The sequence below is a fragment of the Pseudomonas sp. W5-36 genome (assembly GCF_046540455.1).
GTDB lineage: Bacteria > Pseudomonadota > Gammaproteobacteria > Pseudomonadales > Pseudomonadaceae > Aquipseudomonas > Aquipseudomonas graminis_B.
In genome coordinates this window covers 360,376-387,241 of sequence record NZ_JAXCIQ010000004.1, presented here as the reverse complement: position 1 = coordinate 387,241, position 26,866 = coordinate 360,376, and the positions used below count along the sequence as shown (strand labels likewise).

The 26,866-nt window shown below is 61.0% G+C and carries 23 protein-coding genes; 7 read left to right on the top strand and 16 right to left on the bottom strand.

Translation table 11 applies throughout. The features are described 5' to 3' along the window. Window positions 1-16 precede the first annotated feature (16 nt). The 5 genes from SLW74_RS10040 to SLW74_RS10020 form a co-directional block, all read right to left on the bottom strand. Window positions 17-742, bottom strand: a complete 726-nt coding sequence (locus SLW74_RS10040) for a flagellar hook assembly protein FlgD (protein ID WP_065987261.1) — start codon at window positions 740-742, stop codon at window positions 17-19. A gap of 15 nt (window positions 743-757) precedes the next feature. Continuing rightward, on the bottom strand, window positions 758-1,201 hold the full coding sequence (flgC, locus tag SLW74_RS10035) for a flagellar basal body rod protein FlgC (protein WP_065987260.1): 444 nt from the start codon (window positions 1,199-1,201) through the stop codon (window positions 758-760). A gap of 3 nt (window positions 1,202-1,204) precedes the next feature. Next, complete coding sequence (gene flgB / locus SLW74_RS10030; RefSeq protein WP_065987259.1) at window positions 1,205-1,612, bottom strand: flagellar basal body rod protein FlgB; 408 nt, start codon at window positions 1,610-1,612, stop codon at window positions 1,205-1,207. Between the two features lie 1,139 nt (window positions 1,613-2,751). Then, the gene (cheR, locus tag SLW74_RS10025; protein WP_065987257.1) at window positions 2,752-3,579 is read right to left on the bottom strand and encodes a protein-glutamate O-methyltransferase CheR; all 828 of its coding nucleotides are present in this window, start codon (window positions 3,577-3,579) and stop codon (window positions 2,752-2,754) included. A gap of 44 nt (window positions 3,580-3,623) precedes the next feature. Continuing rightward, window positions 3,624-4,556 (bottom strand): chemotaxis protein CheV, encoded by a 933-nt coding sequence (locus SLW74_RS10020; protein WP_065987256.1) that lies wholly within the window; start codon window positions 4,554-4,556, stop codon window positions 3,624-3,626. A 73-nt stretch (window positions 4,557-4,629) separates the two neighbouring features. Here SLW74_RS10020 and flgA point away from each other — a divergent pair, with 73 nt between their 5' ends. The 4 genes from flgA (at window position 4,630) to SLW74_RS10000 (ending at window position 7,219) form a co-directional block, all read left to right on the top strand. After that, on the top strand, window positions 4,630-5,391 hold the full coding sequence (flgA, locus tag SLW74_RS10015) for a flagellar basal body P-ring formation chaperone FlgA (protein WP_192130015.1): 762 nt from the start codon (window positions 4,630-4,632) through the stop codon (window positions 5,389-5,391). Window positions 5,392-5,561: 170 nt separating this feature from the next. Continuing rightward, window positions 5,562-5,879 carry a flagellar biosynthesis anti-sigma factor FlgM gene (gene flgM, locus SLW74_RS10010; protein ID WP_410928820.1) on the top strand — a complete coding sequence of 106 codons (318 nt, stop codon included), beginning with the start codon at window positions 5,562-5,564 and terminating at the stop codon, window positions 5,877-5,879. 49 nt (window positions 5,880-5,928) lie between these two features. Beyond that, complete coding sequence (locus SLW74_RS10005; RefSeq protein ID WP_065987254.1) at window positions 5,929-6,396, top strand: flagella synthesis protein FlgN; 468 nt, start codon at window positions 5,929-5,931, stop codon at window positions 6,394-6,396. Window positions 6,397-6,478: 82 nt separating this feature from the next. Continuing rightward, window positions 6,479-7,219: a flagellar brake protein gene (locus tag SLW74_RS10000; RefSeq protein WP_141695117.1), complete on the top strand. Its 741-nt coding sequence runs from the start codon at window positions 6,479-6,481 to the stop codon at window positions 7,217-7,219. A gap of 250 nt (window positions 7,220-7,469) precedes the next feature. On the opposite strand, the gene SLW74_RS09995 is transcribed toward SLW74_RS10000, so the two are convergent. Both SLW74_RS09995 and SLW74_RS09990 read right to left on the bottom strand, forming a co-directional pair. Beyond that, window positions 7,470-8,948, bottom strand: coding sequence for an MFS transporter (locus tag SLW74_RS09995; RefSeq protein ID WP_369318571.1), 1,479 nt, complete (start codon window positions 8,946-8,948; stop codon window positions 7,470-7,472). 54 nt (window positions 8,949-9,002) lie between these two features. Then, the gene (locus tag SLW74_RS09990; protein WP_410928819.1) at window positions 9,003-10,244 is read right to left on the bottom strand and encodes a glutamine synthetase family protein; all 1,242 of its coding nucleotides are present in this window, start codon (window positions 10,242-10,244) and stop codon (window positions 9,003-9,005) included. A gap of 354 nt (window positions 10,245-10,598) precedes the next feature. Between SLW74_RS09990 and vioA the strand changes: the two genes are divergently transcribed. Together vioA and SLW74_RS09980 are read left to right on the top strand one after the other, a co-directional pair. Beyond that, window positions 10,599-11,717 carry a dTDP-4-amino-4,6-dideoxy-D-glucose aminotransferase VioA gene (vioA, locus tag SLW74_RS09985; RefSeq protein ID WP_410928763.1) on the top strand — a complete coding sequence of 373 codons (1,119 nt, stop codon included), beginning with the start codon at window positions 10,599-10,601 and terminating at the stop codon, window positions 11,715-11,717. 77 nt (window positions 11,718-11,794) lie between these two features. Continuing rightward, window positions 11,795-15,328, top strand: a complete 3,534-nt coding sequence (locus SLW74_RS09980) for a glycosyltransferase (protein WP_410928762.1) — start codon at window positions 11,795-11,797, stop codon at window positions 15,326-15,328. A 77-nt stretch (window positions 15,329-15,405) separates the two neighbouring features. On the opposite strand, the gene SLW74_RS09975 is transcribed toward SLW74_RS09980, so the two are convergent. From SLW74_RS09975 to SLW74_RS09935, 9 genes are all read right to left on the bottom strand, one after another. Then, window positions 15,406-16,425 carry a ketoacyl-ACP synthase III gene (locus SLW74_RS09975; RefSeq protein WP_410928761.1) on the bottom strand — a complete coding sequence of 340 codons (1,020 nt, stop codon included), beginning with the start codon at window positions 16,423-16,425 and terminating at the stop codon, window positions 15,406-15,408. A 7-nt stretch (window positions 16,426-16,432) separates the two neighbouring features. Continuing rightward, complete coding sequence (locus SLW74_RS09970; RefSeq protein WP_410928760.1) at window positions 16,433-17,074, bottom strand: acetyltransferase; 642 nt, start codon at window positions 17,072-17,074, stop codon at window positions 16,433-16,435. Continuing rightward, window positions 17,071-17,832, bottom strand: a complete 762-nt coding sequence (locus SLW74_RS09965; protein WP_296311675.1) for an SDR family NAD(P)-dependent oxidoreductase — start codon at window positions 17,830-17,832, stop codon at window positions 17,071-17,073. Before SLW74_RS09965 ends, SLW74_RS09970 begins: the two co-directional genes overlap by 4 nt. Then, complete coding sequence (locus SLW74_RS09960) at window positions 17,833-18,936, bottom strand: 3-oxoacyl-ACP synthase III family protein (RefSeq protein WP_192130009.1); 1,104 nt, start codon at window positions 18,934-18,936, stop codon at window positions 17,833-17,835. Then, window positions 18,933-20,003 carry an aromatic ring-hydroxylating oxygenase subunit alpha gene (locus SLW74_RS09955; protein WP_410928759.1) on the bottom strand — a complete coding sequence of 357 codons (1,071 nt, stop codon included), beginning with the start codon at window positions 20,001-20,003 and terminating at the stop codon, window positions 18,933-18,935. Before SLW74_RS09955 ends, SLW74_RS09960 begins: the two co-directional genes overlap by 4 nt. A 95-nt stretch (window positions 20,004-20,098) precedes the next feature. Further along, complete coding sequence (locus SLW74_RS09950) at window positions 20,099-20,326, bottom strand: acyl carrier protein (protein ID WP_237254702.1); 228 nt, start codon at window positions 20,324-20,326, stop codon at window positions 20,099-20,101. A gap of 355 nt (window positions 20,327-20,681) precedes the next feature. Next, window positions 20,682-21,392 carry a class I SAM-dependent methyltransferase gene (locus SLW74_RS09945; RefSeq protein ID WP_410928758.1) on the bottom strand — a complete coding sequence of 237 codons (711 nt, stop codon included), beginning with the start codon at window positions 21,390-21,392 and terminating at the stop codon, window positions 20,682-20,684. Between the two features lie 134 nt (window positions 21,393-21,526). Beyond that, window positions 21,527-22,375 (bottom strand): phytanoyl-CoA dioxygenase family protein, encoded by an 849-nt coding sequence (locus tag SLW74_RS09940; RefSeq protein ID WP_410928757.1) that lies wholly within the window; start codon window positions 22,373-22,375, stop codon window positions 21,527-21,529. After that, a complete protein-coding gene (locus tag SLW74_RS09935) occupies window positions 22,372-22,950 on the bottom strand; it encodes a class I SAM-dependent methyltransferase (protein WP_065987244.1) in 579 nt (192 codons plus the stop codon). The genes SLW74_RS09940 and SLW74_RS09935 overlap by 4 nt, the downstream gene beginning before the upstream one ends. A 354-nt stretch (window positions 22,951-23,304) precedes the next feature. On the opposite strand from SLW74_RS09935, the gene SLW74_RS09930 reads away from it, so the two are divergent. Beyond that, window positions 23,305-26,859, top strand: coding sequence for a glycosyltransferase family 2 protein (locus SLW74_RS09930; protein ID WP_410928756.1), 3,555 nt, complete (start codon window positions 23,305-23,307; stop codon window positions 26,857-26,859). Window positions 26,860-26,866: the final 7 nt, after the last annotated feature.

Below are 26,866 nucleotides of genomic sequence, written 5' to 3'. Positions count from 1 at the left end.
CGCCGTCTAGTCGGCTCTAAATTCCGATTTGCTTGATTTTTGCCAGTGCCACCTGGGTGCCGCCGGCGAGGTTCAACGTCATGTCAGAGCCCGTTGTGCCCATGGTCACGCTGTTCACTGTCGCCGGCAGATAGGTGCTCAGCTGAGTGGCGGTGCCGTTGAGGCTGCCGTTGGCGACGAAACTGTAATTGCCCGCTGCCACCGCTGCGCCGCTGTCATCCGTGCCATCCCAGCTAAAGGAGGTGGTACCGGACGCTTGAGTGCCCAGGTCGATGGTGCGCACGACGTTGGTACCGGTGCTGTCGTAGACCTTCACCGTGGTGTCGGTGCTGGACGATGGCAGCACCACCGAACCTGTCATCGCCTTGCTGGTGTCGACGTAGGTAGAACCGGCGTCCACGGTCACCGAGCGGCCAACCAGGGACGAGGCCTGCAACGCCTGGGACGACTGATACATGGTGCTGATCGAGTCGACCGAGGTGCTCAGGTTCTGCATGGTTTCCAGGCTGCTGAACTGAGCCAGCTGGGCCACGAACTCGCTGTTGTCCTGGGGATCGAGCGGGTTCTGGTTCTGCATTTGCGTCACGAGCAATTGCAGGAATGAATCCTTACCCAGGGAACTTGAGCCGGTGAGGCTGCTGGTGTCGGTGCTGGATTTGGTGCTAGTGCCTGTGGTCCCGGGGGTCGTGCTTTGCAGCCCTTTGAGGAACGTCGAGGTAGCGTCTGTGCTTGAGACCGTCATGGATTTCGCCCTTTATCACTGACCCAGGGTCAGGACCTTCTGCATCATTGTTTTCGCGGTGTTCATGATTTCCGCGTTGGTCTGGAACGAACGGCTGGCCGAGATCATGTCGGCCATCTCGTTGACGACGTTGACGTTCGGGTAATAGACGTAGCCGTTTTTGTCAGCCGAGGGGTGGTTTGGCTCGTAACGTGCTTCGAGGTTTGAGGCGTCTTCGATGATGCCGGAAACCTGTACGCCGGTGCCGGCCTGGCCCTGGTCTTCGAACAGCGAGGCGCTGCCGCCGGATTCCTGACCCTGGAAGACCGTGGCGAACACCGGATGGCGGGCGCGGTAGGTCTTGTCCATGCTGGAGGACACGGTTTCGGCGTTGGCGATGTTGCTGGCCACGGTGTTGAGACGAGTGTTCTGGGCACTCATGCCGCTACCGGCAATATTGAAAACACTGGACAGGGACATGGATTACTCTCCGCGCAGGGCTGCAACGAGCCCTTTGAATTTGCTGTTGAGCAAGGTGAAGCTGGCCTGAAAACCGATGGCGTTTTCGGCGTAGTTGGCATTTTCGACCTGGGAGTCGACGGTGTTCTGATCCAGCGACGGCTGCGACGGGGTGCGGTAGAGCAGGCTGGCTTCGCCATCGCTCATGCCTTCGGCTTCGATGTGACGGCTGTTGGTCATGTCGAGGGCGAAGTGGCCGTTTTTGCTTTTGTCGCTTTCGGCGGCCAGGACTTTGGAGAAGTCGAGGTCACGGGCCTTGTAGTTGGGGGTGTCGGCGTTGGTGATGTTGTTGGCCAGCACTTCAGCACGCTGGGCGCGGAAGTTGAGCGCTTTTTCGTGGATGCCGAGGGCGTTTTCAAAACTGATGCTCATGTCGGGACCTTTGAGGGCTGACCAGATGTACGTGCAGGAGTTATAGCAAGGTGCGTGCCACTTGCTGAAAGTGCCGTTTTTAGCGGGCTGCAGGGGTCTTGGTGATGGGGGATGACAGAAAAGCGGCAAGGGATTTCCGCTCGATGGGAGAAAAGCGGCAAGGACGGTGCCGTTTTTTTGCCGTATTACGCGTCAGCCTCAGCTTGAGAAGATCAACAGCGTCTGCCTGGGGGCAGACCGTTTCGCCTTCGGCGAGTTACTTGGAAAAGCACCCCAAGTAACCAAGGGTGCTTGCTCCTGGCTTGGCCCTTCGTTCCTCAGGGTTCCCTCACTCCGACGACGCTCCGTGGGCCCGCGCCGAACGGACATCCATGTCCTGACGGCGCTCTCGCGGCATCCATGCCGCTCGGCCCACTCCGCGTCGTCTGCGTTCGGCCTGCACCCAAGTCGCGATTGTCGTCGTCTGGGCTGGCTGTGCACGAAGATCAAGAGCAGATCAAAGGCTTCCCGGCTGAAGCCGGTCCTACTAATACACCGCGTGCAGTCAGTGATGATCGTTCCCTCGCTCCGCGTGGGAATGCCGCTCCGGACGCTCCGCGTCCCGCAGACGACGCACATTCAGGCCGTGGAAGTGACGCAGAGCGTCACGGGATGCATACCCACGCGGAGCGTGGGAACGATCAGATATCTCTGACACGGCGCGCACGTCGTAGGACCGGCTTCAGCCGGGAAGCCTTTGATCTGCTTCTGATCTGCTTTTGATCTTGATCTTCATACGCAAAAGGCTCAAACACCGCAAAACGCGACTTGGGTGCAGGCTGAACGGAGGTTTCGCGCAGTGGGCCGAGCCGCAGGGATGCGGCGAGAGCGCCGTCAGGGCATGGATGCCCGTTCGGCGCGGGCCCACGGAGCGAGGCCGGAGTGAAGGAACCCTGACGAAGGAAGGGCCCAACCAGGAGCAAGCACCCTTGGTTACTTGGGGTGCTTTTCCAAGTAACTCGCCGAAGGCGAAATGTCTGCCACTAGGCAGACCAAACTCAGCGCCACCACAATTAACCCGCTGCCAAAAATACAAGCGCCAACACAAAACAAAAAACCCCGCCTAAGCGGGGTTCTCATCAAATCAAAAGCGCAGCCAATCACTTGGCCTGATAAATAATCCCGGGACTGCACTGCACCATCTGATAGTGATCCGGCAAGCCGTTCAACGCCTCAGACGCCCCAAGGAACAAATACCCCCCCGGCTTCAACGTCGAATGAATCCGCAACAGAATGTCCTTCTTCACATCCGCCGAAAAATAAATCAGCACGTTCCGACAGAACACGATATCGAACTTGCCCAACGCCGCATAACTGTCCAACAAATTGAACGAACGGAACTCCACACGGCTCTTGATCGGCGCCTTCACCGTCCAGCGCCCTGGCGTCTTCTGATCGAAAAAACGCTGCAGACGGTCCGGCGACAAACCCCGGCCGATGGCCAGACTGTCGTACTCACCCGTCTTGCAATTGTTCAACATCAAACCCGACAAATCCGTCGCCACAATCTGCACACCCGACTTCAACTGCCCCGGGTTACTGCGCTCGAACTCATCGATCGACATCGACAGCGAATACGGTTCCTGCCCCGAAGAACAGGCCGCCGACCAGATGCGCAAACGCTGGTTGGGGCTGGCCTTCATCGCCTCAGGCAAGACCTTGTTCTTCAGCACCTCGAAGGGGTACGTATCACGAAACCACAACGTCTCGTTGGTCGTCATCGCATCGACCACCTGCTCGCGCAAACCACTGCGCGGCTGGGTCTGAATACGCTGGATCAGCTCGCCCAACGACTTGATGGACTGCTGCTCCATCAACTTGTTGAGGCGGCTGGAGACCAGATACTGTTTATTTTCACCCAGCAAAATGCCACAGGCTTTTTCCAGGAATACCCGGAACTGATCAAAATCCAAATTACCTGTAGACATGCCGCCCCTCAAATCATGTGAACAGCAAGGAGGAAAATCCCTCCTCAGCTGATATCCGCCGCCTTGATACGATCCACTACCCTCGCCGCCAGATCATCCGGCCGGAACTTGGCCAGGAAATCATCAGCGCCGACCTTCTTGACCATCGCCTGGTTGAACACGCCCGACAGCGAGGTGTGCAACACGATATGCAGCTTCTGCATGCGCGGGTCGCTGCGAATCTCCGCAGTGAGGGTATAGCCATCCATCTCCGGCATTTCAATGTCGGAAATCATCATCAGGAATTCTTCTTCAGGCTTCTTGCCCTCTTCCACCAGTTTGCGCAGGTAATCGAGTGCCTGACGACCGTCATTCAACGCCGTGACTTCCACGCCGACGGTTTGCAGGCAACGCGTCACCTGTTTGCGCGCCACGGAAGAGTCATCGACCGTCAACACGCGCAAGGACAACGCCTTGTGCTGCACCTCCGCCGTGACCACGCCGACCGAGATGTTCTCGGAGACCGGCGCCACTTCGGCGAGGATCTTCTCGACGTCGATGATCTCCACCAACTGATTGTCGAGACGCGTCACCGCCGTGAGGTAGTGATCGCGGCCCGTGCCCTTGGGTGGCGGATGAATGTCTTCCCAGTTCATGTTGACGATGCGTTCCACCGCATGCACCAGGAAGCCCTGAATCTTGGTGTTGTACTCCGTGATGATCACGAATGAATTGGCAATGTCAGACAGCGGCTTGCCGCCGGTCGCCAATGCCAGATCGAGGATCGGGATGGTCCCGCCACGAATGTTTGCCACTCCGCGCACAATCGGACTGGATTTGGGCATGTGGGTAAGTTTCGGGCACTGAAGCACCTCTTTTACCTTGAACACGTTGATCCCATACAACTGCTTGCCATCCAACCGGAACAGCAACAGTTCAAGGCGGTTCTGCCCTACCAGTTGAGTGCGCTGGTTTACTGAATCCATCACACCAGCCATGCACCACTCCTCCCAAAACGACCAATTGCGCTACCGGATCGGTAAGCGGCACGGGCCTTGCTATTTACTCATCATGAACACACAAACGACAGTATCCCGACGCCCGGCACCCGCAACCCGCAGCTTTCTCTGCGTGCTGGTCGCGCTGTGTCTGTTGTGTGCTGCCAGCCTGAGCCGCGCAGACAACATGACCCTGCCTGAAACACTTATCGGCGTGACCCAGGGCTTTCTTGAATTCACAGTTGAAGACTACATGTCGACCAACCAAACCGCCGGCCGCTACGAGATCGAAGTCAAGCAGCTGGATCCGCGTCTGCGTATGCCGCTGTGTGACAAGGATTTGACAGCATCACTGGAAAGCCCGGCCCAGCCCATCGGCCGCGTCACCGTGAAGATACGCTGCGAAGGCACCTCGCCGTGGACGGTGTTCGTGCCGGCCCAGGTCCATCTTTACCGCAATGTGGTCACGGCCGTGCGGCCAATGAAGCGCGACGCGATCGTGACTGAAAACGATGTGGCGCTGCGCGAACGTGACGTAAGCCTGTTGGGGCAAGGCTTCCTGGATTCAGTCGATCAGGCAGTCGGGCAGAAAGTTGTCCGACCAACGGTCATCGACCAGATCCTGACGCCCGTCCACCTCGACCAACCGCAAATGGTCCACAAGGGCGATCAGGTCGTCATCAGCGCGCGCAGCGGTTCAATGAGCGTGCGCATGCCGGGCGAGGCGTTGTCCGACGGCGGTTTCAACGAGCAAATACGGGTGAAGAACCTCAATTCGCAACGGGTGATCAAGGCCAACATCGTTGCGCCCGGGCAAGTTGAGGTCGCTATGTAACTGACATGTATAGGTAAGACCTCTGGCGCTGCGCTTGCGCTTTTCCTACACTCGGAACCCCAGTGCTCCGCGCGACGTCCATTCGAGACTGTTTTCGCGCGAGCCCTAAAGTTATTCCGGGTATGGCCGAAACCAAGGCAAGCGTCCTAGAACCCAGAGGTTTTTCAATCATGGTCATCGACTTCAATCGTTTGAATAGCTCCACTCCCGTTGGCGGTACAGCACGTACTGCCAGCACCAAGGAAGCCAGCAAAACCGAAGCTACGGCAGCGGTCAGCGGCACCTCGAGCGTGCCCGGCAGTGGTGAGGCAGTACATTTGAGCAGCGAAGCTCAACAGTTGCAGAAGATCAGTGATTCGTTGCGTGATCAGCCTGTCGTCAACAGCGCCCGTGTGGCTGAGTTGAAGCAGGCGGTCGCCGACGGCAGCTATAAGGTCGACAGCAATCGTGTTGCTAGCAAACTGCTTAACTTCGAAGCCCAGCGCTAGCCCCAGGTCTGCGCAGGGGCTTCTGGACGCTTAAACACCAGGGCATGCGATGCAAGACACTACATTGCTTCAACTGATCACGGACGACATTGCGCCAACCCGGCATCTGCTGGACATCCTGAAGGCCGAGTCAGTGGCGCTTCATGGGCGCAATATGGTCGAGATGGAACACATCCTGGCGCAGAAACAGGCGCTGGTGATCGTGCTCGAGCAGCATGGACGCCGACGTACCCAGCTGATGACCAGCCTGGGTCTGCCCGCCAATCGTGCGGGACTCGAAGAAGTGGCGAAACATTCGTCAGTGGGTGAAGCCCTGTTAACCGCAGGTGATGAACTCAGCACACTGATGAGTGAATGCCAGGCCGCCAACGAACAGAACGGCAGCCTTATCCAGCTCCAGCAACTCACCACGGCACAGCAGTTGAGGATTCTCAACGGCGGCGATACCCCGACGCTGTATGACAGCCGCGGTTCGACGTCGGGCAAGGCCAGGCCACGTCCGCTCAGCCAGGCGTAAGTTCTTGTATCAAGGTGCGCACCGTGGTGGCAATATGCCGCACGCTGAACGCTGCCGTTATTTGCCTGGAGATGGATAGACCGTGAATGCCTCAAGCGCGGAAGATGTTCCGCAGCCCCCGAAGGTACTGACCACCCCGTTGGAAATCGCCGCCAATCTGCGGCTGCTGATGGAAAGTCATGACCCGTTGATCATCACGTTTCACGAGCGCACCCAGCGGTTTCAGAGCTACGTGATCGACGTCAATCGCGACACCAACGAGATGATTTTCGACGAGATGATCCCCCGTGACGGTGAGCGTTTCCTCGCCAGCGGTGAGCCCTTCCGGGTCGAAGGTTTTCACGACGGCGTGCGCATCGCCTGGGAAAGCAAAGACCAACTGACCGTCATTGCAGAGCCGCGCAGCTATCGCGGGCCTCTGCCCCAAGAAGTCGTTTATCACCAGCGCCGCAACGCGTTCCGCGCGGCGCTCAAACTCGCGTCCCTGATCGATGTCGAGATCGGTGGCGACCGGCTTAAATTCCCGTTGCGCGGTAAGCTGCTGGATGTCTCCGCCACCGGCTGCAAGCTACGGTTTGAAGGCGATGTCTCGGAGCGCATGCAATTGGGTCAGGTCTATGAGCGGTTCATCGCTTCCCTGCCCTTCGGCAACATGACCACCCCGGTGGAACTGCGCCATCTGCACTTCGAAGAAAGAATCAACACTACATTCGCCGGTGTGCGCTTTCACAACATGAGTGGATTGGTGCAGCGCCAGGTCGAGCGTTTTGTGTATCAACTGCAGCGCGAAGCGCGACGCTTCGACAAAGACGACGATTTCTGACCGTTGTCGGTGGCTCGGCTGGCGTGTTTCAGGGCGTGCCGGCGGGTGAAGCAGGACCGTCCTCAGACGGGAATAGACGCTTGAGTACACCCTCAATTTTGCGGTGTAAAGAAGGATGCCTTCCCGGCTAAAGCCAGTCCTACTGAGGGGACGCGGTGTGACAGTGGGACCGGCTCAGCCGGGAAGACGTCCTCGTGGCCACCCTCGGTTTTGCGGTGTCGCGGCGGTCTCGGGAGGGACCGCCCCCCCATCACAAAGGCCGATCCACCCCAACATCCCGACGCACCTCAACCGCCTCCTCCGGCCCAGCCGCACTAGGTTCAGCAGCCACTTCCTCATCCATAATCGCCACCGGCCGCACAACGCCCTCACCCGACGCCACAACCCGCTCCACCATCTCTGGCTGTACTTCTGCATCGGCCGCCGCATCCGGCGCAACCTCTGACGAAACCTCTGGCTCGGGCTCAACGTCCTGCATCTGATCCTGCACCACCTGTTCATCCACACGCGGGTCAAGGGCGACCACCAGGGGCGAGCTGGACATGCTGTCGGGCATTGCAATGTGGTGCAGCGGGGCGTCTTCGACCTGGTGCAGGTTGGTGACGGCTTTCGGACGGATACGCAGCACTAGCACCAGCGCCACGAAGCAGACAAAGGCATAGAGCATGTTGCTGCCGAACATCTTCATCAGCACGCCGGACACCAGCGGGCCGATACTCGCGCCGACGCCATAGGTCATCAGCAGCATGGCGGTCAGCGACACGCGCCGCTCGCCTTCGACGTGGTCGTTGGAAAACGCCACGGCCAACGGGTACAGCGAAAACTGCAACAGGGATGCCAGGAAACCCACCGCCAGCAGCAGCTCCATGGGCACACTCGGGAGGATCGCCAGGGGCAGCGATGCCAGCACCAGCAAGCCGGCCACGCCACGGATCAGCCAGGCACGGTCATAGCGGTCTGACAGCTTGCCCAGCGGGCCTTGCACGATAAGGCCCGCGCCGATGCAGCTGGCCATGAACAGACCGACATGCTCGGTGGACAGTCCCTGTTGCGCGGCATACAGCGGCGCCAGGCCGTAGAACGAGCCGATGATCATGCCGGCGCTCAACACCGTGGTCAGCGACTGCGGCACGCGGCGCATGAAGAACAGCGGCTCCAGCGGTGCCGGGTGCATGGGCGCCGGGTGAATGCTGCGGGTCATTGCCACCGGCACCAGGCACAGCGCAAAGCACATCGCCACGAGCATCAGCAGTTCAGGGCCGAGCTGCGGGTGGATGACCAGAATCAGCTGGCCGAGCACCAGCCCCAGGTACGAGGCGATCATGTAAAGGCTGAACACGGTACCGCGCTGCTTGGGCGAGGCCTGCTCGTTGAGCCAGCTCTCGATGACCATGTACTGACACATCATGCCCAGGCCGACGATCATCCGCAGGAAGATCCACGCCGGGAGATAGTCGAACAGCCCGTGGCCCAGCACCGCGGCGCCGACGATACCGGCGCACGTGGCGTACGCACGGATGTGCCCGATCCGGCCGATCAGCCGGTGGCCGATCTTGCCGCCCAGGGCCAGACCGACATAGTTCGCCGCCATCAACGCACCCACCCACAGGCCATCGACCTGATCGGCGGCCAGACGCAAGGCAAGGTAGGTGCTGAGCAGGCCCGAGCCGATCAACATCATCAGCGAGGCAAAATACAGCGCTCGAAAGGACTTCCAGATTTGGCGCATAGCTTTCCAAAAGACGGAAACCCTCGATTTCAGAGGATTTCCGAACAGCGATTCTTAAGCCTGAGCGGCCAGAACGCGGCGCTCCCAGGGGGTGATTTCGTTGAAGAAGCTGGTCAGTTCCAGGGTCTTCGACGCGACGTAGCCTTCGATGAATTCGGCACCAAACAGTTCCTTGGCCAGCGAGCTGCGAGTCAGACGTTCCAGAGCAGCGTGCAAGGTACATGGCAACGACAGATTATCGGGCACGACGAACTCACCTTGAATCGGTGGCGACGGTTCGAGCCTGTGCTCAATACCATGAAGCCCCGCAGCCAGACTGGCCGCAATGGACAGATACGGGTTGGCGTCGGCGCCGGGCAGACGGTTCTCTACCCGACGGGCGACCGGTGCGCTGGCCGGAATGCGCAGGCCCGCCGCACGGTTGTCGTGGGACCAGCAAGCATTGTTCGGCGAAGCAAACGGATGGCACAGGCGCTGATAGGAATTGACGTTCGGCGCGAACAGCGCGGTGAAGTCGGCCATCGCCGCCTGCTGCCCACCGATGAAGTGATGGAACAGCTCGGTGGCCTCGCCCTGATCGTCGCTGAAGATGTTCCGGCCGGTGACGGTCTCGACCACGCTCTGGTGGATATGCATTGAGCTGCCGGGGGTGTGCGCCAGCGGCTTGGCCATGCACACCACGATCAAGCCGTGCTTGAGCGCGACCTCCTTGAGCATGTGCTTGAACAGGAACGTCTGGTCGGCCAGCAACAACGGATCGCCGTGCAGCAGATTGATCTCGAACTGGCTGACGCCCATCTCGTGCATGACGGTGTCGCGGGGCAGACCCAGCGCCGCCATGCATGCATAGACCTCTTTGAAGAACGGCCGCAGGCCATTGTTGGAACTGATGCTGAACGCCGACTGGCCGTCTTCGCGACGACCGTCCAGACCGACCGGCGGCTGGAAGGGCTGGCTCGGATCGGAGTTGGGCGCGAAGACAAAGAATTCCAGTTCGGTGGCCACCACCGGTGACCAGCCATGGCGGGCATAGCGGGCAATCACCGATTTGAGCTGACCGCGGGTGGACAGCGGCGACGGTTGGCCGTCCAGCTCGTCGGCGTCGCAGATTGCGAGGGCGCGCGGCTCGTCGCTCCACGGCAGACGATGGGTCTGCTGCGGGTCGGCGATCAGGGCCAGATCGCCATCGTCGCTGCCGTAGAATTTCGACGGCGGGTAGCCGCCCATGATGCACTGCAGCAGCACACCCCGCGCCAGCTGCAACCGACGGCCTTCGAGAAAGCCCTCGCCGGACATCACCTTCCCTCGTGGCACGCCGTTCAGATCCGGCGTGACGCATTCAATCTCATCAATGCCCATCAGTCGCTGCGCGAGTGAATGGTGGTCATCGCTGCTCATGACTCAAATCCTTTTTCGTGGGGCACGCCGCAGTGCGGCAAGGCGTACAAAATAAGCGTCGGGCGTTCGGAATATCAAGCGCATCTTTGCAGCACGGCGGGTTGGCCGGGTTCTTGCTTTTTCGGTGCCATAGCGCCGCAAACGCCATTTCGATGACGGCGAGCGTTCGACGACGCCAGCCATCACAGCGCGGGCGTTCCGCCGTGCGTCCACGAGCACAGCCCGCAGCGCGTCAGAGAGCACAGGAAGCTTATGAGTAAAACGATCCCGGTCACCCAGCCTTTGCTGCCGCCGCTGGAAGAGTTCATGCCTTATCTGCAGCAGATATGGGACAGCAAGCGCCTGACCAACGCAGGCCCGTTCCATGAAAAGCTGGAGAAGGACCTGGCCGCGTACCTGGACGTCGATCATTTGTGCCTGTTTTCCAACGGCACACTGGCGCTGCTGACCGCATTGCAGGCCTTGCGCGTGACTGGCGAAGTCATCACCACGCCCTACTCGTTTGTCGCCACCGCCCATTCGCTGCTGTGGAACGGGCTCAAACCGGTGTTCGTCGACATCGCGCCGGGCACCTTCAACCTCGACCCAGACCGCATCGAAGAGGCCATCACCCCGGCAACCACCGCGATCATGCCGGTGCATTGCTATGGCATGCCGTGTGACGTCGACCGCATTCAGCAGATCGCCGACCGTTATGGCCTGAAAGTGATTTACGACGCCGCTCACGCCTTCGGTGTGCAGCACCAGGGGCAGAGCCTGTTGCGCAACGGCGACCTGTCGGTGCTCAGCTTCCACGCCACCAAAGTCTTCAACACCTTCGAAGGCGGCGCGATCGTCTGCCCGGACGCTAAAACCAAAAAACGCATCGATTACCTGAAGAACTTCGGTTTTGCCGATGAGGTGACCGTCGTCGCCCCCGGCATCAACGGCAAGATGAGCGAGATCAACGCCGCGTTCGGCCTGTTGCAGCTCAACTACATCGACGGCGCGCTGGAACGCAGAAAGCAGATCGACACGATGTACCGTGAAGCCCTGACGCAGATACCCGGCATCGATTTGCTCTGGAGCCCCGGCGAGCACCACAACTATTCCTACTTCCCGGTGCTGGTGAGCGACGCCTTCCCCATCAGCCGCGACGCCTTGTTCGAGCGCTTTCGCGAGCAGGACATTCTGGTCCGGCGCTATTTCTATCCGCTGATCTCGTCGTTCCCGATGTACCGCAGCCTGGAGTCGGCCAAACCGGACCGCCTGCAGGTGGCGAGCGATGTGTCGAATCGGGTTCTATGCCTGCCGATCTTCGATAGCCTGACCCCGGATGAATTCGCCCGCATTATCGCGATCATGCAGACGGTGCTGGCCGAGCACCGCTGAGCCGCGCCCACATTCACATCGCCGGTCCGCACCCATGAGCGCAAACCGGCGCCCGTCATCCGTCGCAAGGTAACCCGATGAGCGCTTCACGCCTGGTCAGCATCGTCATTCCCGCCTACAAACCCACTTACTTCGAGTTGGCGCTGCGCAGCGCATTTGCCCAGGACTACGATCAGCTGGAGATCGTGATCTGCGACGACTGTCGTGACGGCGGCATTCGCGCGCTGGTGGATCAGTTGACGCCGGAAAGCCCGTTCCCGATTCGTTATTTCTTCAACGAACATTCGCTGGGCGAAGCGCTGAACGTCGCGCGCGGCATCAAGGAGGCACGCGGGGCGTACATCAAGTTTCTCTACGATGACGACCTGCTGGAACCCGAGTGTGTCAGTGCGCTGGTCGAGCTGCTGCATGGCCATCCGGACATCACCCTCGCGGCGGCAACCCGTCGCCTGATCAACGAAAACGGCGAGTTCCTGCGGGAGAACATGCTGACGGTGTTCCCGTTCAAGGAAGACGTGGTCATCCACGGCCCGGAGCTGGTGGCCCTGCTGTCGGAACTGCCGTTGACGTTTATGGGCGAACCCAGTTCGGTCATGTGCCGGCGTGACAGCGCGCTGGCCTATGGTCAGGACCTGATGGCGCTCAAGGGTCTGCCGATCCATTGGCTTGGCGATATCACCCTGTACGTCAAACTGTTGCGTGAGGGCAATCTGGCATTCATCGGCCGCCCGCTGTCGCGCTTTCGCATGACCGACACCCAGAGCAGCAGCATTGTCAGGTCAACGCCGCAGATCGCCAAAGAAGGCCACGCCAACTATTACCGCATCACCAAAGAGCTTGAGTGGCTTCGCCCGCTGGCGGACAACGGCGACGTCAAGGTCGCGCCGCTGCATGATCGGGAGAACTTCGTCCCCTTCAATCTGCGTGCCTGGTTCTTGCAGAAGTCGGCAACGGAGGTCCGCCACGACCAGATCCAGGAGTGGGCCTGGCAGCGTCGCCCCGCCGGGCCGCAGAAGCCGCACATCGTGCAGTACTTCCAGCAGCACAACGGCGCGCCGACCTTCGCGATCATCGTCTCAGATCTGCATAACCGCCAGCAGGCACTGGTCAAGACCCTGGTCAGTGTCGAGGCGGCCACCCGCGGCTGGATGCCGCCACGGGTGTTCGTGCTCTACGACGGCAGCCGCGAGACGCCGCAACAAGTGGCGGACAACCCGGCTGTGTATGTGCCGGTCACGGGGCGCAACTGCGCGGCGCCGCTCAACCGGCTGATGGATGAGCAAGGCTTCGACTGGTTTCTGATGCTCGATGCCGGCGCGACAGTCAATGTCGCCGGGCTGTTCAAAGCGGCGGTCAAAATCAGCGAAGGGGCGACCACCCGCGCCCTGTTCGCCGATGAAATTGCCCAGACCCAGGACGACACGTCGGAAGTCATGCTGCGGCCGGACTTCAGCCTCGATTACCTGCTCAGCTGCCCGGGGGTGACCAGCAAGCACTGGATCTTCAACCGCTACTCGGTCATTGATGCCGGGCGGTTCGATGCGCACTACCCCCAGGCGCTTGAACTGGACCTGATCCTGCGCCTGATCGAGCACGATGGCATGGGTGGCCTCGAACACATTGCCGAGCCCCTCGTCACCCATCGACCGCAAGCGCGGGAGTCGAACCTCGATGAAGCGCGAACGCTGCAGCGCCACTTGCTCGCTCGAGGCTATGAAAACGGCCAGGTGATCGAGACACGCCCTCGGCAGTACCAGATCAAGTACGGCCACGCGGGTCAGCCCAAGGTCTCGATCATCATTGCCACTCGGGACCAGATCCTGCTCCTGCAGCGTTGCGTCGAGAGCATTCTGGAGAAAACCACGTACCCGAATTACGAGATCCTCATCGTCGACAACGACAGCCATACGTCTGAGGCCATTGACTGGCTGAACGGCGTCGCGGCCATGGGCCTGGAGCAGGTGCGGGTGTTGCGCCATCCCGGCGAATTCGACCGTTCGGCCCTCTACAACGGCGCCGCACGGCAAGCGACCGGCGAGTACCTGTTGCTGCTCGATAACAGCACCGCCGTGTTGCACGGGGACTGGCTCGACAACCTGCTCAATCACGCGCAACGGCCCGAAGTCGGCATCGTCGGCGCAAAACTGCTGGCGCCGGACAACACGATCCGCCACGCGGGCCTCATCCTCGGTTTACACGAGCCTGTCACCCCGATCTTCAGCGGCCAGAGCGGCGCCAGCGAAGGCTATATGCAGCGGCTGGCGGTGGATCAGAACTACAGCGCGGTCAGCGACGCCTGCCTGATGATCAGCCGGGCGCTGTTCGAAGCGGCGGACGGGCTGGACGAGGGTGAGCTGAACAACACTTATCGCGGCGTCGACCTGTGCCTGCGGGTGAAGGAGTCCGGGCGGTTGATCGTCTGGACGCCCCACGTGGTGCTGCTTCACGAGGCCGCGCAAATTCCAGAAGCGGTCCCGCCCGAAGCGCCAGACGACGAGGCCAGCGCTGCGCTGTACCGCAAATGGCTGAAGTACATCGCCCATGACCCGGCGTACAACGACAACTTTTCGGCCCGCGCCCAGGGCTTGCAGCTCGAAATCAATACGGCGTTGACCTGGCGGCCGCTGTCATGGCGGCCCGTGCCGATCGTGCTCTCGCACCTGAACGACCTCTGCCCGGCGAGCCAACGCCTGAACGGTGCGCTGGACACCCTCGCTGACGCACTGCTGATCGAGCCTGTGTCCGTGCCTGATGTCCTGACCCTCGGCGAGTTCGCCCGCCTGCGCCCGGAAGCAGTGATCCTCCAATGCCCCTTGAGCGAAGCGTCCCTTGACGACATCCGCACGATCAAGGCGCACACCCAGGCGCTGCGCCTCTGCGACATGGATCAATACCCGCCGTCAGCCGAGCGATTGCCCGGCGCGCCTTTAGCCCAACAACTGCGTGACGGTCTTCAGACCAGCCTTGCACTGATGGACAAGGTGGTGGTGTCCAGCCCAGGGCTGGCCAATGAACTGAGCGCGCTCCATCCGCACATCGAGGTCATCGAAACCCGCTTGAGCGAACGCTGGCAGCGGGTGCAGTGCCATTCGCTGCCCCATGACAAGCCACGGGTCGGCTGGGTCGGCACGCAGGCGGAAGTAAACGATCTGGCGCTGATTGCGGACGTGATCGAAGCATTCGCCGACCGGGTCGAGTGGATCATCATGGGCCCGTGCCCGCAGGCCCTGCGCCCTTATGTTCATGAATGGCGCAGCCCGGTGGAAGGTGTCCTGTATCCCGGCGTGCTGGCGTGTCTGGACCTGGACGTCGCCCTGATTCCCGCTGACCACGATGTGTTCGGCGAACACAGAAGCTGCCGCCTGGCGCTGGAGTTCGGCGCCTGTGGCTACCCGGTCATCGCCACCGACGTGCAGGGCCTGCGCAACCACCTGCCGCTGACGCGGGTGCAAAACACAACGGCCGCCTGGACCGACGCCATCGACCAGCACCTCAACGATCTGGACGAATCAAAACGACTCGGGCAGGCCTTGAAACAACGCGTGATGAGTGACTGGACGATGGATGAGGCGTATCTGCAGCGCTGGCGCCAGGTGTTGCTGGACCGCTGAATAAAAAGGGCTCCTTCGTGGAGCCCTTTTTGTACCGGTGACCAGGCACTTTACGCGCTTGAGGGTGACCCATTCGCTCACCAGCGAATCACGCACCCACCCCACGAATACCCCACGCCGAAACCCACCGCCGTGATCACGCTGCCGGGTTGCACCTGGCCTTTCTTCAGCGCCTCTTTCAGCGCGATGGGAATGCTGCACGACACCGTGTTGCCGCAGTGCTTGAACTCGGTGATGAATTTCTCCGGCGGCAGCTTCAGCCGGCGGCGCAGGGCTTCGAGCATGAACTGGTTGGCCTGGTGAAAAACGAACAGGTCGGAATGTTCGACCGTGAATTGCTCGTCGAACAGGGAGGCGAACAACGCCGGGACCCGCGTCATGGAGAATTCGAAGATCGCCGGGCCGTTCATGTACAGGTCCGCGTCCGAACGGACATTGCCGCTGTCGTCTTCGTACTCGACGGGCATGTGTTCCGCGTCGAACGGCCGGCGGGCAGCGCCCATGGGCACGATCAGGTTGTTCGCCCCGCCGCCGTCGCTGCCATAGCGAAAACGATCGAGGCAAGGCCCCTCCTCGTCCGACGCCTTGATCAACGTGGCGGCCGCCGCATCGCCAAACAGCGTGCGCACGCTCTTGTCCCGGGGGTTGATGTAGCGGCTGTAGGTTTCGGCGGTGATCAGCAGCACGTTCTTGCACTGTCCGGATTCGATGAAACCTTTGGCAATGCCCAGCCCGTAGATAAACCCCGAACAACCCTGATTGAAATCGAACGCGGCGCAGTGCTGCGGCAGTTGCAGCCGATGCTGCAGGATGCAGGCGGTGGCCGGGAGCATGTGATCGGGGCTTTGGGTGCAATAGATCAGGCAGTCGATCTGCTCGCGCGGCGTGGCGCTGGTGGCGAAGAGTTTTTCGCAGGCGCGAAACGCGAGGTCCGAGGCGGTCTCGTCGTCGGCAACGATGTGCCGCTGACTGATCCCGGTCTTCTGGAAAATCTTGTCGACGTCCCACTCCGGAAATGCGTCGGCCAGCATCTGGTTGTCGAGCACGCGCTCAGGCAGTTCGTATTCGATCTCGGCGATTCGAGCGTAGGTAGGCATGTCGTTTTTATCCTGAGATGCACTTGGCCGGCACACCGAAAACCACGCTGCCGGGTTTGACCGCCCGCAGCACCACGCTGCCGGCGCCGACCACAGCCCCTTTGCCGACGCGCACCTTGGGCAGCACGGAGGCGCGCGAACCGAGGAACACTTCGTCTTCCAGCACCGCGCCGCCGGTCAGATCACAGTGCCCGCTGAGGGTCGAGAACTGGCCGATGACGGTGTCATGGCCGACGGTACACAGCGAATTGATCGTGACGAAATCGCCAACGACCAGGTCCACCGACAACACTGAAAACGGGCACACCAGCACGCCCCGCCCGATGGTCACGTTCTCGCCGACGATCGCCGTGGGGTGAATCAGCGTGAAGAACGCCGCGCCTTTGACCAGCAGCTTTTCCACCACGTATTTCTTGTCAGCGGGCTTGCCGATGGCGCAGAGCAGCAGCTCATCGTCGGCCGGTTCGTAGGCGTCGATGGTCGAGATAATGTCGGCGTAATGACTGAAGCGATTGAGGGACAGGCTGCCATCATCGATGAAGCCGCCGATGACGTAATCCGGGTTGTGCTCGACCCAGTCCTTGAGCCAGGAATGGACCTCCCGGCCCAGACCGCCTGCGCCAACGATAAGGAGTTTTTTGGTGTTCATTCGGCCAGGTAACCTCCATCGACAACCAGCGAAGTACCCGTGACCCAGCGCGCGGCCGGTGACAGCAGATAATTGACGGCGTAGGCCACGTCCAGCGGATGACCGAGCCCCAGCGGATGTTTGCGTTCGATGGCGGCCATGGCGTCTTCGCCGACCAGGCCTTCGAGCTTCTGCGCCATTTCGGTCTTGATCACGCCAGGTGCGATGGCGTTGACGCGGATGCCTTCCCGCGCCAGCTCAAGGGCGGCGGCGCGGACCATGGATTCGACCGCGCCCTTGCTCGCGCAGTAACCGATCAACGCGGGTTGAGCGACCTGAGCCATGACCGAGGACAGCATGACGATGCTCGACGGGTTGCGGCACACGCCTTTTTGCCGGAACGCCTTGATCAGGGAAAACCCGGACGTGACGTTGGTGGCAAAGATGGTTTCCCAGTGGTCCAGGCCCATGGCCCGAATCGGCAACGGTAATTGCACGCCCGCGGCATGCACCAGACCGTCGAACGGCGAGCCGTTGCGGGACAGGCCTTTCAGCCAGGCGGAAACATCGCCGCCACCCAGAAAATCGAACACCTCGACCGAGTGACCTTCGCCGTGCAGCTGGCTGAGGGTTTCCTCCAGGCGCTGAGTGTCACGGGCCACGGCGACGATGCGCGCGCCCTGCCGGCTCAGCCAGATGGCGACTTCACGGCCGATCCCGGAGGACGCGCCCGTGACCAGGATGGACATGCCATCCAGTGAGAAAGGATTGCTCTGCACTTACGCCTCGCTACTGTCTGTGCCGACCAGGGTCAGCGGGCTGATCCACGTGTTGTCGAGATCGACGACGCACCCGGCCCACGAATACCCCACGCCGAAACCGGCGAGCAGGTGCTGGCCGTGCAGGGTCGATCCGCTGTCGGCCGTGGCCGCGTTGGCGCTGAGACTCAACGCCAGGGGAATCGACGCGCTGCTGGTGTTGCCGACGTTCTGCAGATTGAGCACGACCTTTTCCGCCGGCAATTTAGTCTTCTTCGCCAGGTGCTCGAGCATGAAGCGGTTGGCTTGGTGGAACACATAGTTGTCGATGGGGCGTTGCTGCTCCTCGGCGTGTTGTTCCAGCGTACGCACCAGCCCCGGCACGCGGGCCAGGGTGAAGGCGAAGATCTCGGTGCCGTTCATGTACAGGTCGAACGGCCCGCGCACGTTGTCTTCACGGGTGGAGCCATCGGCCCCCTTGCGGTCACGAAACCCGCCGCCGGGGACGATGAGGTTCTTCTCGCCACGGCCGTCGGTGCCGAGCACGAACGGTACGCCCGCAACAGTACTGTCGTGGTCGAGCAACGTGGCGGAACCGGCATCGCCAAACAGCGCGGCCACCGAGCGATCACCCGGCGCCACCAGTTTGCTGATGGTGTCGCCGACCAATAGCAACACCCGTCGGCTGCCGCCACCGGCGATCATCGCCGAGGCCATCCACAGCCCGTAGACGTAACCCGAACACCCCATGTTCACGTCGAGCGCTGCGGTGGTCACCGGCAATCCAAGGCGCCGCTGCAAGGTGCAGGCGGTGGCCGGGAGCACGTAGTCCGGGGTCTGGGTGATGAAGATCAGCGTGTCGATGGACGACTTGTCGATGCCCATATCAGCCAACAGACGCTCGGCCGCCTCGACACACAGGTCCGAGGTGCACTGGTCCTGCACCACATGCCGGCGTTCGATGCCGGTGCTGGCCATGATCTTGGCGATGCTCTCGTCGCCGAAGCGCCCGGCCAGGTCAGCGACATCTGCCACGGCCTTGGGCAGCGCGCAGGCGATGCCCCTGATTTTGACGTTGGCAATGCTGCGCACTGCGTCAGCGTTACTGCCCGTGACGCTACTCATACCCGTTCCTCGCCAACCGTTGTAGCGGCACCGGCCTGTCGTGCCCACTCCGCGCAGGACGCCCGAAAATGCAGAAGCTTGGCTTCCAGCGAGCTGTAATAACGCGGGGCATGCCAGGACCAGGTGTCGCCAGGAATTCTCTTGCAGATAGTGTGATCTTCTTCAAACACGGTCCGGTTGTTGTCGGCCGTGGAGGTCATGAACGTGGACACGATCTCGTCGTATCGCTCGGACGCGGCCCGCAGCGGGTACAGCTGGCTGGTGAACCAGGTCCGGTCGGGTTGGCCAGAAGGAAAGAAATTCTGCATCGACCACGAATAACCGTAGGTCGAGGACAGCATCGAAAACGGATACAGAAAAAGGCTCACGTACCCAGCGTAGACGTCCCGAGGGGCGAAAAAGCGCGACAGGCTTTCCAGCCGTCGGGCGACTTTTTCATTCTCTACCGGGGCGTACCAGATGGAGTTCTCGCCGTAGAACACATTCTCGCCGATGCCCAGTTTCAGGGTCGCCAGGGTGTCCCGGTGCACGAGGGGGATGTGGTACGGCTCGAGGGCGTTTTCCAGGGAAATCGGCCAGTCGGCTTCGAAAACGTAGCGATTGAAGTCCGCAGGCTTGTTCAAATTCGGCGTTGTCTGCTCAAGCAGCGTGAAGATGTGCTGACCCAACTGGTCAAGCAGCGACGCCCGAGGTTCGATGGCAAAAAACACCAGTTCGCCGCAAGTCGCCAGCTTGAAGAAATTCAGGCTGGCGCTGCCGATGTCACAGCCGACAAAACGCTTGGCATCCGGGATGCGCAGCTGTCCGGCGGCGTAGTTCCAGCCGTGGTAGGGACACAGGATCCGCTGCTGGCCGGCGTCTTCGGTGAAAAACCGCGTCCCTCGGTGGGGGCAGCGGTTGTCGAAGGCGATCAGATTGCCCGCATCGTTGAACACCACGACTTCGAAATCCAGCACGTTGAAGCGCACAAAATCCTTGTCGTCGGCCACTTGCGACTTCAGGCAAAGCGGATGCCAGTAGGCTTTCACCAGGTCCGGCGCGATCCGTTGTGAGGCTGTGCACGTCATGAGTCTGTCCAGAAAACGGGGCCACGCCGGGGGAGTTCCAGACGCAGAGCCCCATGGGCTGCCCTGCGTTGAAGCGCTTTCGAAAAACGAAAGACTTACTCGGAAACCAGCGTGATGACGTCCCGGACGGTTTCGCACTTGTTCAGGCGCGAAGCCGAAATGGTTTTCTCCAGGCGCTCGTCGACCAGGGCCATGAAGGTGACCAGGGCAATCGAATCCCAGTCCAGCGGCTGGTCAACCTTGAGGGTGCCCTCATCGGCTTCCATCGCTTCTTCGATCAGCGCGACGACTTGCTCTTCCAGTGCCACTGCTTGCTCTACCATCTCTCGCCACTCCACAGAACTTGATCGGACGCCTTCGCCGATGCGTGATGGGACTGAAGCAAGTTCCGAACCAGAACCCGAAAAGCAGGCGGCGGAGCCCTGAATACAAGGGCTGCAGGCCATGTGAGGAAAAACGCGGAATTCGGGCGAGACAAAAAAACGGCGCGCTCGATATGCGACCAGGCCGTTGTATCTGGATTGACTGCAGCCAACGACGTAGGTCAGGCGTTCTGCGATCAATTGTGGGAGCCAGCTTGCTCGCGAAGACGCCGGTACACCCCGTCAATCTCCAGCGGCGAAATGCCGTCTTTGCAGGCCACTATTGTGGCCCGCGCTGGATCAGCGCCCACCGTCATTACTCTGCAGTTCTTTCGTCACCGATTGTCCCGCCACGCATGTGGAACACCAGCATCGTGCCTTCGATGTGATACAGCTCCAGGCTGCTGGCCAGCTCTTCCAGGTAGCGAGTCAGCTCCGGGAATTGTGGGTTACCGTAGTCGTGCCAGACGATGCAACTGTTGTCGCCGCCCAGCATCTTCAGCGAATTTTCGGTGTCGCGCTTGACGTACTCATACTCGTGGTTGGCATCGACGAAGATGAAGTCGAACTTGCCCGCGTAGGGCGACGGATCGAAGGTCATGGAGTCCTGCAGAATCTGCCGAACCATTGCCTTCTTCGGCGACTGATTGTACTTGCGGCTCGACAGCACGGCCTTTTCGGCAAGCAGTTTGTCATCACCCTGGAACACGATGCCGTCGGTGTCCGGCAGGTCCAGCGTGTAAATGCGTGGCTCGCTGTCGCCGTTGTCCGGCAGGTCTTCCAGCACCAATCGGGTGGTGCGCCCGTCGAAGGTGCCGAACTCGAAGACGAACTCCGGGTTGATGGCGCGGACCAGCTTGAGCAGCATGACCGACTCAAATGCCGTCAGGCTGCCTGCGCCGTCGGCGGGGGGCATGAAGAATTTGACCTCTTCTTCCCGGCCGTCCTCGATGCTCAGCACACGGTAGGGCCGAATGTGCATCAGCGCTGAAGGGGCGTACGTCCGGGTCGCGAGACAGGTATCCATTTTCTCTCCTCAAGTCGGGTCTGGCGCTGAGCAATGCGCGGTGCGCAGAGGCCGATAAGCCTCGTCAGCTTTAACAATGTTCGGGGTCAATAACGACTGATCACGGCAACGCGCGAACCGTACGCCGCATTGAGTCATTCGGTGGTACCGCTCGCCCTGTGTACGGCGTCGGCCTTCAACTGCGCCAGTTCTTTCTCGTAGTTAACGATTTTCAGAATGCGCGAGTTAACGAAGTGGCGGGTGATGTCCTTCGGCGAAAAAAAGACATCGGTCTGCCATTCGCCGCAGATGAGTTCTTGCCCGGTAGGGTCGTCGGCCGGCTGAATAATCATGTCGGCCAAGATGCGATCAACCCCTGAAATGTTCGGTCCCGACTCATGCCACAGGCGACTGTCCATGATCACGAAATCGCCCGGCGCCAGTTCGGGGGTGACGGTCGGCCACTGCACATCGAAACTCGCTGGATTGATTTCACCGGCATCGCCGAGCGAGCCCAAGGCATGGGAGCCCACATGAAAAGTCATGCCGCCGTTGTCTTTGTTCACCGCACTGATTGCCACAAAAACGCTGCACTTGTTGCTATTGCCAGCGTGATAACAACTGTCCTGGTGCAGGAACACTTTGTTGGCACTCAGCGCGTCTTTGATGACAAAGCGATGGTTATACAACGCGATGTGCTCGCCCATGAGCGGTTTGAGCGTCGAGGCAAAAACCGGCTCGCGGTACATGTGCGCGAGGCCTTCAGGCAATTGTTCGTTGAGCGACACCGGGTTGGCGCGATTGACGTCCCGCCCCTTTTCCAGCACCTCCCTGTAAAAACGTTTCCACTCGTTCTGCCATGCATCAACCACGTCCCGGGGCACGGCATTACGCACCACAAAAACGCCCGTCTTGCGAAACACGTCAACGTCGAATGCCTCGGACGAGAGCCGGGGAATCAGCGCGTCGAGGGATTTCACGCTGTTGTGCACGGCGCTGTTCATATGAAGCGGAACGTCAGTTCGCTGTCTTTGGTTTCCTTGAACTTGTTGCAACGGGCAAGGACGTTATACCGAATCGGGAACAGTTCACGGTCCGGGGATTCAAGGATATCGATCTCGACGATATCGAAATCGCGCAGCAACGCATTCCAGCCATGTTCGGTGATGCGCCAGCAGTCCGGGCTCGGGCCATGGATGCGCCAGTTCAGCGGTGCGGAAATCAGCAAATAACCCTCGTGTTTGAGGATGCGGCGAATTTCCTTGATGGTGTCGAACGGGTTCAGCGTGTGCTCGATGACTTCCATACAGACGACGCAGTCATAGGCGCTGTCGGCAATGAATTCGTTCTTGCGGGTTATATCGCCAACAAGGGTCGGGCCATAAGTGTCAACGATGTCGAAGGTATCAACGGCAAACTGGGTGAAGCTTTCCCTGACCAGCGAACGTTCCTGGGGGCCGACTTCCAATAAACGTCCGGTCTGTTCGTGGAGCGACTCGGCGGTCTTCTTGACGAAGTGCTGCAGGTGATCACGGGCCAGCTGGAAGGTGTCGTTATCGAATTTCGAAGGTGTCGCCATGATAAGTCCCGCTGTCTGCCTGGGGCAGTGATTGGAAGATAACCGGCGTTAAGCAAAGACGCCTGTCTTTCGAGTATCGGCATGAATCCGACGATCATTAATCTACTCAAGCACGCTTTCCATCAGGCCTCAAGACCTATCACGCGAGCACAACTGGCCACCCCCACAGGGCCACTAATTGGCCAGTAACTTCGAGTTTTACGGCGAAACCTGATGCCCATCCGTTGGCCGGGATATTGCTTCACCGGATGTTCATGCCCGAGGCGTCATTTTCATGACGGGTCGCTTGCGCCCCCCGTTCTCCTGTCAATGCGCCGATGTTCGAGGCACGTTTTTTAACTACCGGATACCCCCATGGATTCTCAACGACTGGTTAGCGTCGTCATCGCCGTCTGCCGCACCGAGTTTTTTGAAACCGCGCTGAGAAGCGTGATCGGGCAGACCCACGATGCCATTGAAATCGTGATCTGCGACGACGCCACCGACGGTCTGGCAGAAACCGTGACGGATCTGTACCGGGCGTCGTGCCAGTGGCCGATTCGCTACCTGCGCAACGAATCTCCACTGGGCGCTGACGCCTGTTTCAACCGCGCCGTTGCCGACGCTTGCGGGCGGTACATCAAGTTCATGGCCGGTGACGCCGTGCTGGCGCCGGACTGCATTCAGCAGATGGTCGCGGCGCTGGAGGTCAATCCTCAGGCCTCACTGGTGGCGGCGCACCGCCAATGGTTGAACGCCGAGGGCGCGCCGCTGCAAGAGAATCTGGCGACCCGTTTTCGCGTCAGCGAGCCCACGGTATTCAACGGGCCTGACATCGTCGGGCTGCTGGGGGAGTTCACCTGCCATTTCATCGGTGAGTTGAGCAGCGTGCTGTGTCGCCGCGACGACCTGCTGGCGTTGGGCGCCGACCTGTTCGCCCTCAACGGCGAGTCCGTGGGTCCGCTGGGCAATCTGGCGCTGTACGCCACCTTATTGCACGACGCCGAATTGATCATGCTGCCCGCCACGCTGACGGGCACGCGCATCGCGCCGCAGCAGTTGACCCAGCAGGGCATCGAAATTGTTGGCACGGACAGCGATCATCTGCCCGCGTTTCACCGGCTGATCCGTGAAGCCGGGTGGGCCAGCACCTCGCTGGACAACGGCTGGGTCGGCGCTCGCCCGCTGTCGGCAACCCAAAGCTTTACCGATTTAAATCTGCTCGCGCAGTTGTCTGCGCCGTTGCCGCAACGGCTCAACCCGCAACAGGTCGAGGCCTGGCTCGGTCATCGCGTCCCGACGCCCGAACAGCAAACGCAGATCGACCGGCACCTGGCCGACGTCGGCGCGCCTTCGCTGTTGGTGGTGATCAAGGATTTTGGCGACGCCCCGGAGAAGGTTCAGCGCAGCCTCGACAGCCTCGCTTCCCACGGCGCCCTGCACGCCGCGATGAACGTGGTGGTGTTGACGGACGCGACCGTGCTCCCGACCCTCGCCCTCGGAGTTCGATTGAACACGGTGGCCATCGGCAACCTGAACACCGCCGCACTGCTCAACCAAGTGATTGAAACCCAGCGTTTCGACTGGCTCATCGTGATCGATGCGGGCACCCAATTCACACCGTTCGGCCTGACTGCCAGCGCGCTCAAGCTGCTCGAGTCCCCTGACGCCCGTGCTGCCTTCGCCGACGAAATGCACCGGCGGCCTCGGGGTGGTCTGAGTTCGGCCATGCGCCCGGACTTCAACCTCGACTACCTGCTGAGCTACCCGCTGCTGACGGCGGGTCATTGGCTGTTCCGACGGGAGACGCTGCTGGAGCTAGGCGGGTTCGATGAAGGCTTCGCCGATGCCGCGGAGTTCGACCTGATTCTGCGTTTATACGAGCGTGAAGGCGCCGGGCAGATCATCCACATCAGCGAACCCCTGCTGGTCTGTGACCTGCCGGAAGCGGTGGACAATCCCGACGAAATCGCGACGCTGCAGCGCCATCTGCAGGTGCGCGGCTACCCCCAGGCGACCATCGAACACACCCTGCCCCGCCGCTACCACGTGCAGTACGGCCACACCGATCAACCGTTGGTGTCGATCATCGTCCCGACCAAGGATCAGCTGCCGTTTTTGCAGCGTTGCGTCGAAACCCTGCTGCACATCACCCGCTACCTGAATTACGAACTGCTGATCGTCGACAACAACAGCGAAACCCCCGAAGCCCTCGAATGGCTGGCGCGCATCGACGCCCTGGGCTCGGCGCAGGTGCGCGTGCTGCGTTACCCGCACCCGTTCAACTATTCGCGCATCAATAACGTCGCCGCGGCCCAGGCCAGGGGCGAGTACCTGGTGCTGCTGAACAACGACACGGCCATTGTCCACAGCCGTTGGCTGGACGAATTGCTCAATCATGCGCTGCGCCCTGAAGTCGGCGTGGTCGGCGCCAAGCTGCTGTTTCCCAACGGGCGGATGCAGCATGCCGGCGTGCGCCTGGGCATGGACGGCCCGGCCGGTCATCAACACATCGGTGAGCCCTCGCACATTCAGGGCTACATGCAGCGCGTGCAGGTGGATCAGGATTTGAGCGCGGTGACGGCGGCGTGCCTGATGGTCCGCCGCTCGATTTACGAGGAGGTCGGCGGGCTGGATGAAGAAGCCTTCGTCGTGTCCTACAACGACGTCGATCTGTGCATGAAAGTCGGCGCCCGCGGCTACCTGAACGTCTGGACGCCCCATTCGGTGCTGATCCACGAAGGCAGCGTCAGCCAGACCCACGTCGACACCGCCACGCAGCAGGCCAAGCGCAAGCGCTTTGTCGGCGAGCAACTGGCGATGTACCGCAAATGGCTACCGACCCTGGCGAACGACCCCGCCTTCAACACCAATCTGTCGTTCGACCTGCAATCGGTCGAGCTCGAACTCAACATGCCGCTGGTCTGGCGGCCAATGGCCTGGCGCCGTGACCCGGTGGTGCTGGCCTACCCTGAAGGCCTTTGGGCCTCGCCCCACGAACGGGTGATCGCGCCGTTCGAGACGCTGCACGCCACCGGATGGGTGGACGGCATGCTCAGCAGCCAGCCGCTGTCGATTCCTCAGGAAGGACGGCTCAAGCCGAATGTCGTGGTGTTTCAGGCCCGGCTGGACGCCGACCACCTGCAAACCATCGCCCGCGCCCAGCTGCTGCCGGATGCCTTCGTCGTGCTCGACATCAATGACCTGCAACTGGGCTCCCGGACGCCGGGCGAAGACCCGTTCGCCTTCGATGCCGAGTGCGTTGACCTGCTGCAGAAGAGCCTCCATCAGGCCCATCGCGTAATCGCTTCGACCCAAGTGCTCGCTGATATCGCCGGGGAGTTTCACGCGGACGTTCGATTGCTGCCTTCGCGCCTGTCGCCGCAGATCTGGGGCAACCTCGTCTCGAGCCGTGGAGTGGGTGGCAAGCCGAGGGTCGGTCTGGTCAGTGATCGCTGGCAGCCACAGGATCTGCATATGATCCTTGCCGTGGTCGAGGCGCTGGCAGAAGAGGTGGAGTGGATCGTGCTGGGCGATGACCAGGGCGTGCTGCGCGGCCATGCCCATGAATCCCATGACCGGCCGCCCGCCGAGCATTACGCCACAGCCGTCGCCGGACTGAACCTCGACCTGGCCCTGCTTCCCGCCGTGGATAACCTGTTTGGCGCCTGCAAGAACAACATCACCCTGCTGCAACTCGGCGCCTGCGGTGTGCCGGTGATCTGCAGCGACGTTCGCGCCTACGCGGGGGATTTGCCGGTGACGCGGGTGCCCAACACGCTGGAGGCCTGGGTGAACCTGGTTCGCGCCCACACGATGGATCTGGCCAGCGCGGCGCTGCTGGGCGACGACTTACGCAAACAAGTGCTTCGCGACTGGATGTTCGACGAAGAGGCTGTTCAGGCCTGGCGCGAGGCGTGGTTGCCCTGAGACCAAA

What these genes read in the sequence shown, in the direction of transcription:
- SLW74_RS10040 (WP_065987261.1), bottom strand. Translation starts at nt 742, where the DNA reads ATGACGGTCTCAAGCACAGACGCTACCTCGACGTTCCTCAAAGGGCTG.
- flgC (WP_065987260.1), bottom strand. Translation starts at nt 1,201, where the DNA reads ATGTCCCTGTCCAGTGTTTTCAATATTGCCGGTAGCGGCATGAGTGCC.
- flgB (WP_065987259.1), bottom strand. Translation starts at nt 1,612, where the DNA reads ATGAGCATCAGTTTTGAAAACGCCCTCGGCATCCACGAAAAAGCGCTC.
- cheR (WP_065987257.1), bottom strand. Translation starts at nt 3,579, where the DNA reads ATGTCTACAGGTAATTTGGATTTTGATCAGTTCCGGGTATTCCTGGAA.
- SLW74_RS10020 (WP_065987256.1), bottom strand. Translation starts at nt 4,556, where the DNA reads ATGGCTGGTGTGATGGATTCAGTAAACCAGCGCACTCAACTGGTAGGG.
- flgA (WP_192130015.1), top strand. Translation starts at nt 4,630, where the DNA reads ATGAACACACAAACGACAGTATCCCGACGCCCGGCACCCGCAACCCGC.
- flgM (WP_410928820.1), top strand. Translation starts at nt 5,562, where the DNA reads ATGGTCATCGACTTCAATCGTTTGAATAGCTCCACTCCCGTTGGCGGT.
- SLW74_RS10005 (WP_065987254.1), top strand. Translation starts at nt 5,929, where the DNA reads ATGCAAGACACTACATTGCTTCAACTGATCACGGACGACATTGCGCCA.
- SLW74_RS09995 (WP_369318571.1), bottom strand. Translation starts at nt 8,948, where the DNA reads ATGCGCCAAATCTGGAAGTCCTTTCGAGCGCTGTATTTTGCCTCGCTG.
- SLW74_RS09990 (WP_410928819.1), bottom strand. Translation starts at nt 10,244, where the DNA reads ATGTCCGGCGAGGGCTTTCTCGAAGGCCGTCGGTTGCAGCTGGCGCGG.
- vioA (WP_410928763.1), top strand. Translation starts at nt 10,599, where the DNA reads ATGAGTAAAACGATCCCGGTCACCCAGCCTTTGCTGCCGCCGCTGGAA.
- SLW74_RS09980 (WP_410928762.1), top strand. Translation starts at nt 11,795, where the DNA reads ATGAGCGCTTCACGCCTGGTCAGCATCGTCATTCCCGCCTACAAACCC.
- SLW74_RS09975 (WP_410928761.1), bottom strand. Translation starts at nt 16,425, where the DNA reads ATGCCTACCTACGCTCGAATCGCCGAGATCGAATACGAACTGCCTGAG.
- SLW74_RS09970 (WP_410928760.1), bottom strand. Translation starts at nt 17,074, where the DNA reads ATGAACACCAAAAAACTCCTTATCGTTGGCGCAGGCGGTCTGGGCCGG.
- SLW74_RS09960 (WP_192130009.1), bottom strand. Translation starts at nt 18,936, where the DNA reads ATGAGTAGCGTCACGGGCAGTAACGCTGACGCAGTGCGCAGCATTGCC.
- SLW74_RS09955 (WP_410928759.1), bottom strand. Translation starts at nt 20,003, where the DNA reads ATGACGTGCACAGCCTCACAACGGATCGCGCCGGACCTGGTGAAAGCC.
- SLW74_RS09950 (WP_237254702.1), bottom strand. Translation starts at nt 20,326, where the DNA reads ATGGTAGAGCAAGCAGTGGCACTGGAAGAGCAAGTCGTCGCGCTGATC.
- SLW74_RS09945 (WP_410928758.1), bottom strand. Translation starts at nt 21,392, where the DNA reads ATGGATACCTGTCTCGCGACCCGGACGTACGCCCCTTCAGCGCTGATG.
- SLW74_RS09940 (WP_410928757.1), bottom strand. Translation starts at nt 22,375, where the DNA reads ATGAACAGCGCCGTGCACAACAGCGTGAAATCCCTCGACGCGCTGATT.
- SLW74_RS09935 (WP_065987244.1), bottom strand. Translation starts at nt 22,950, where the DNA reads ATGGCGACACCTTCGAAATTCGATAACGACACCTTCCAGCTGGCCCGT.
- SLW74_RS09930 (WP_410928756.1), top strand. Translation starts at nt 23,305, where the DNA reads ATGGATTCTCAACGACTGGTTAGCGTCGTCATCGCCGTCTGCCGCACC.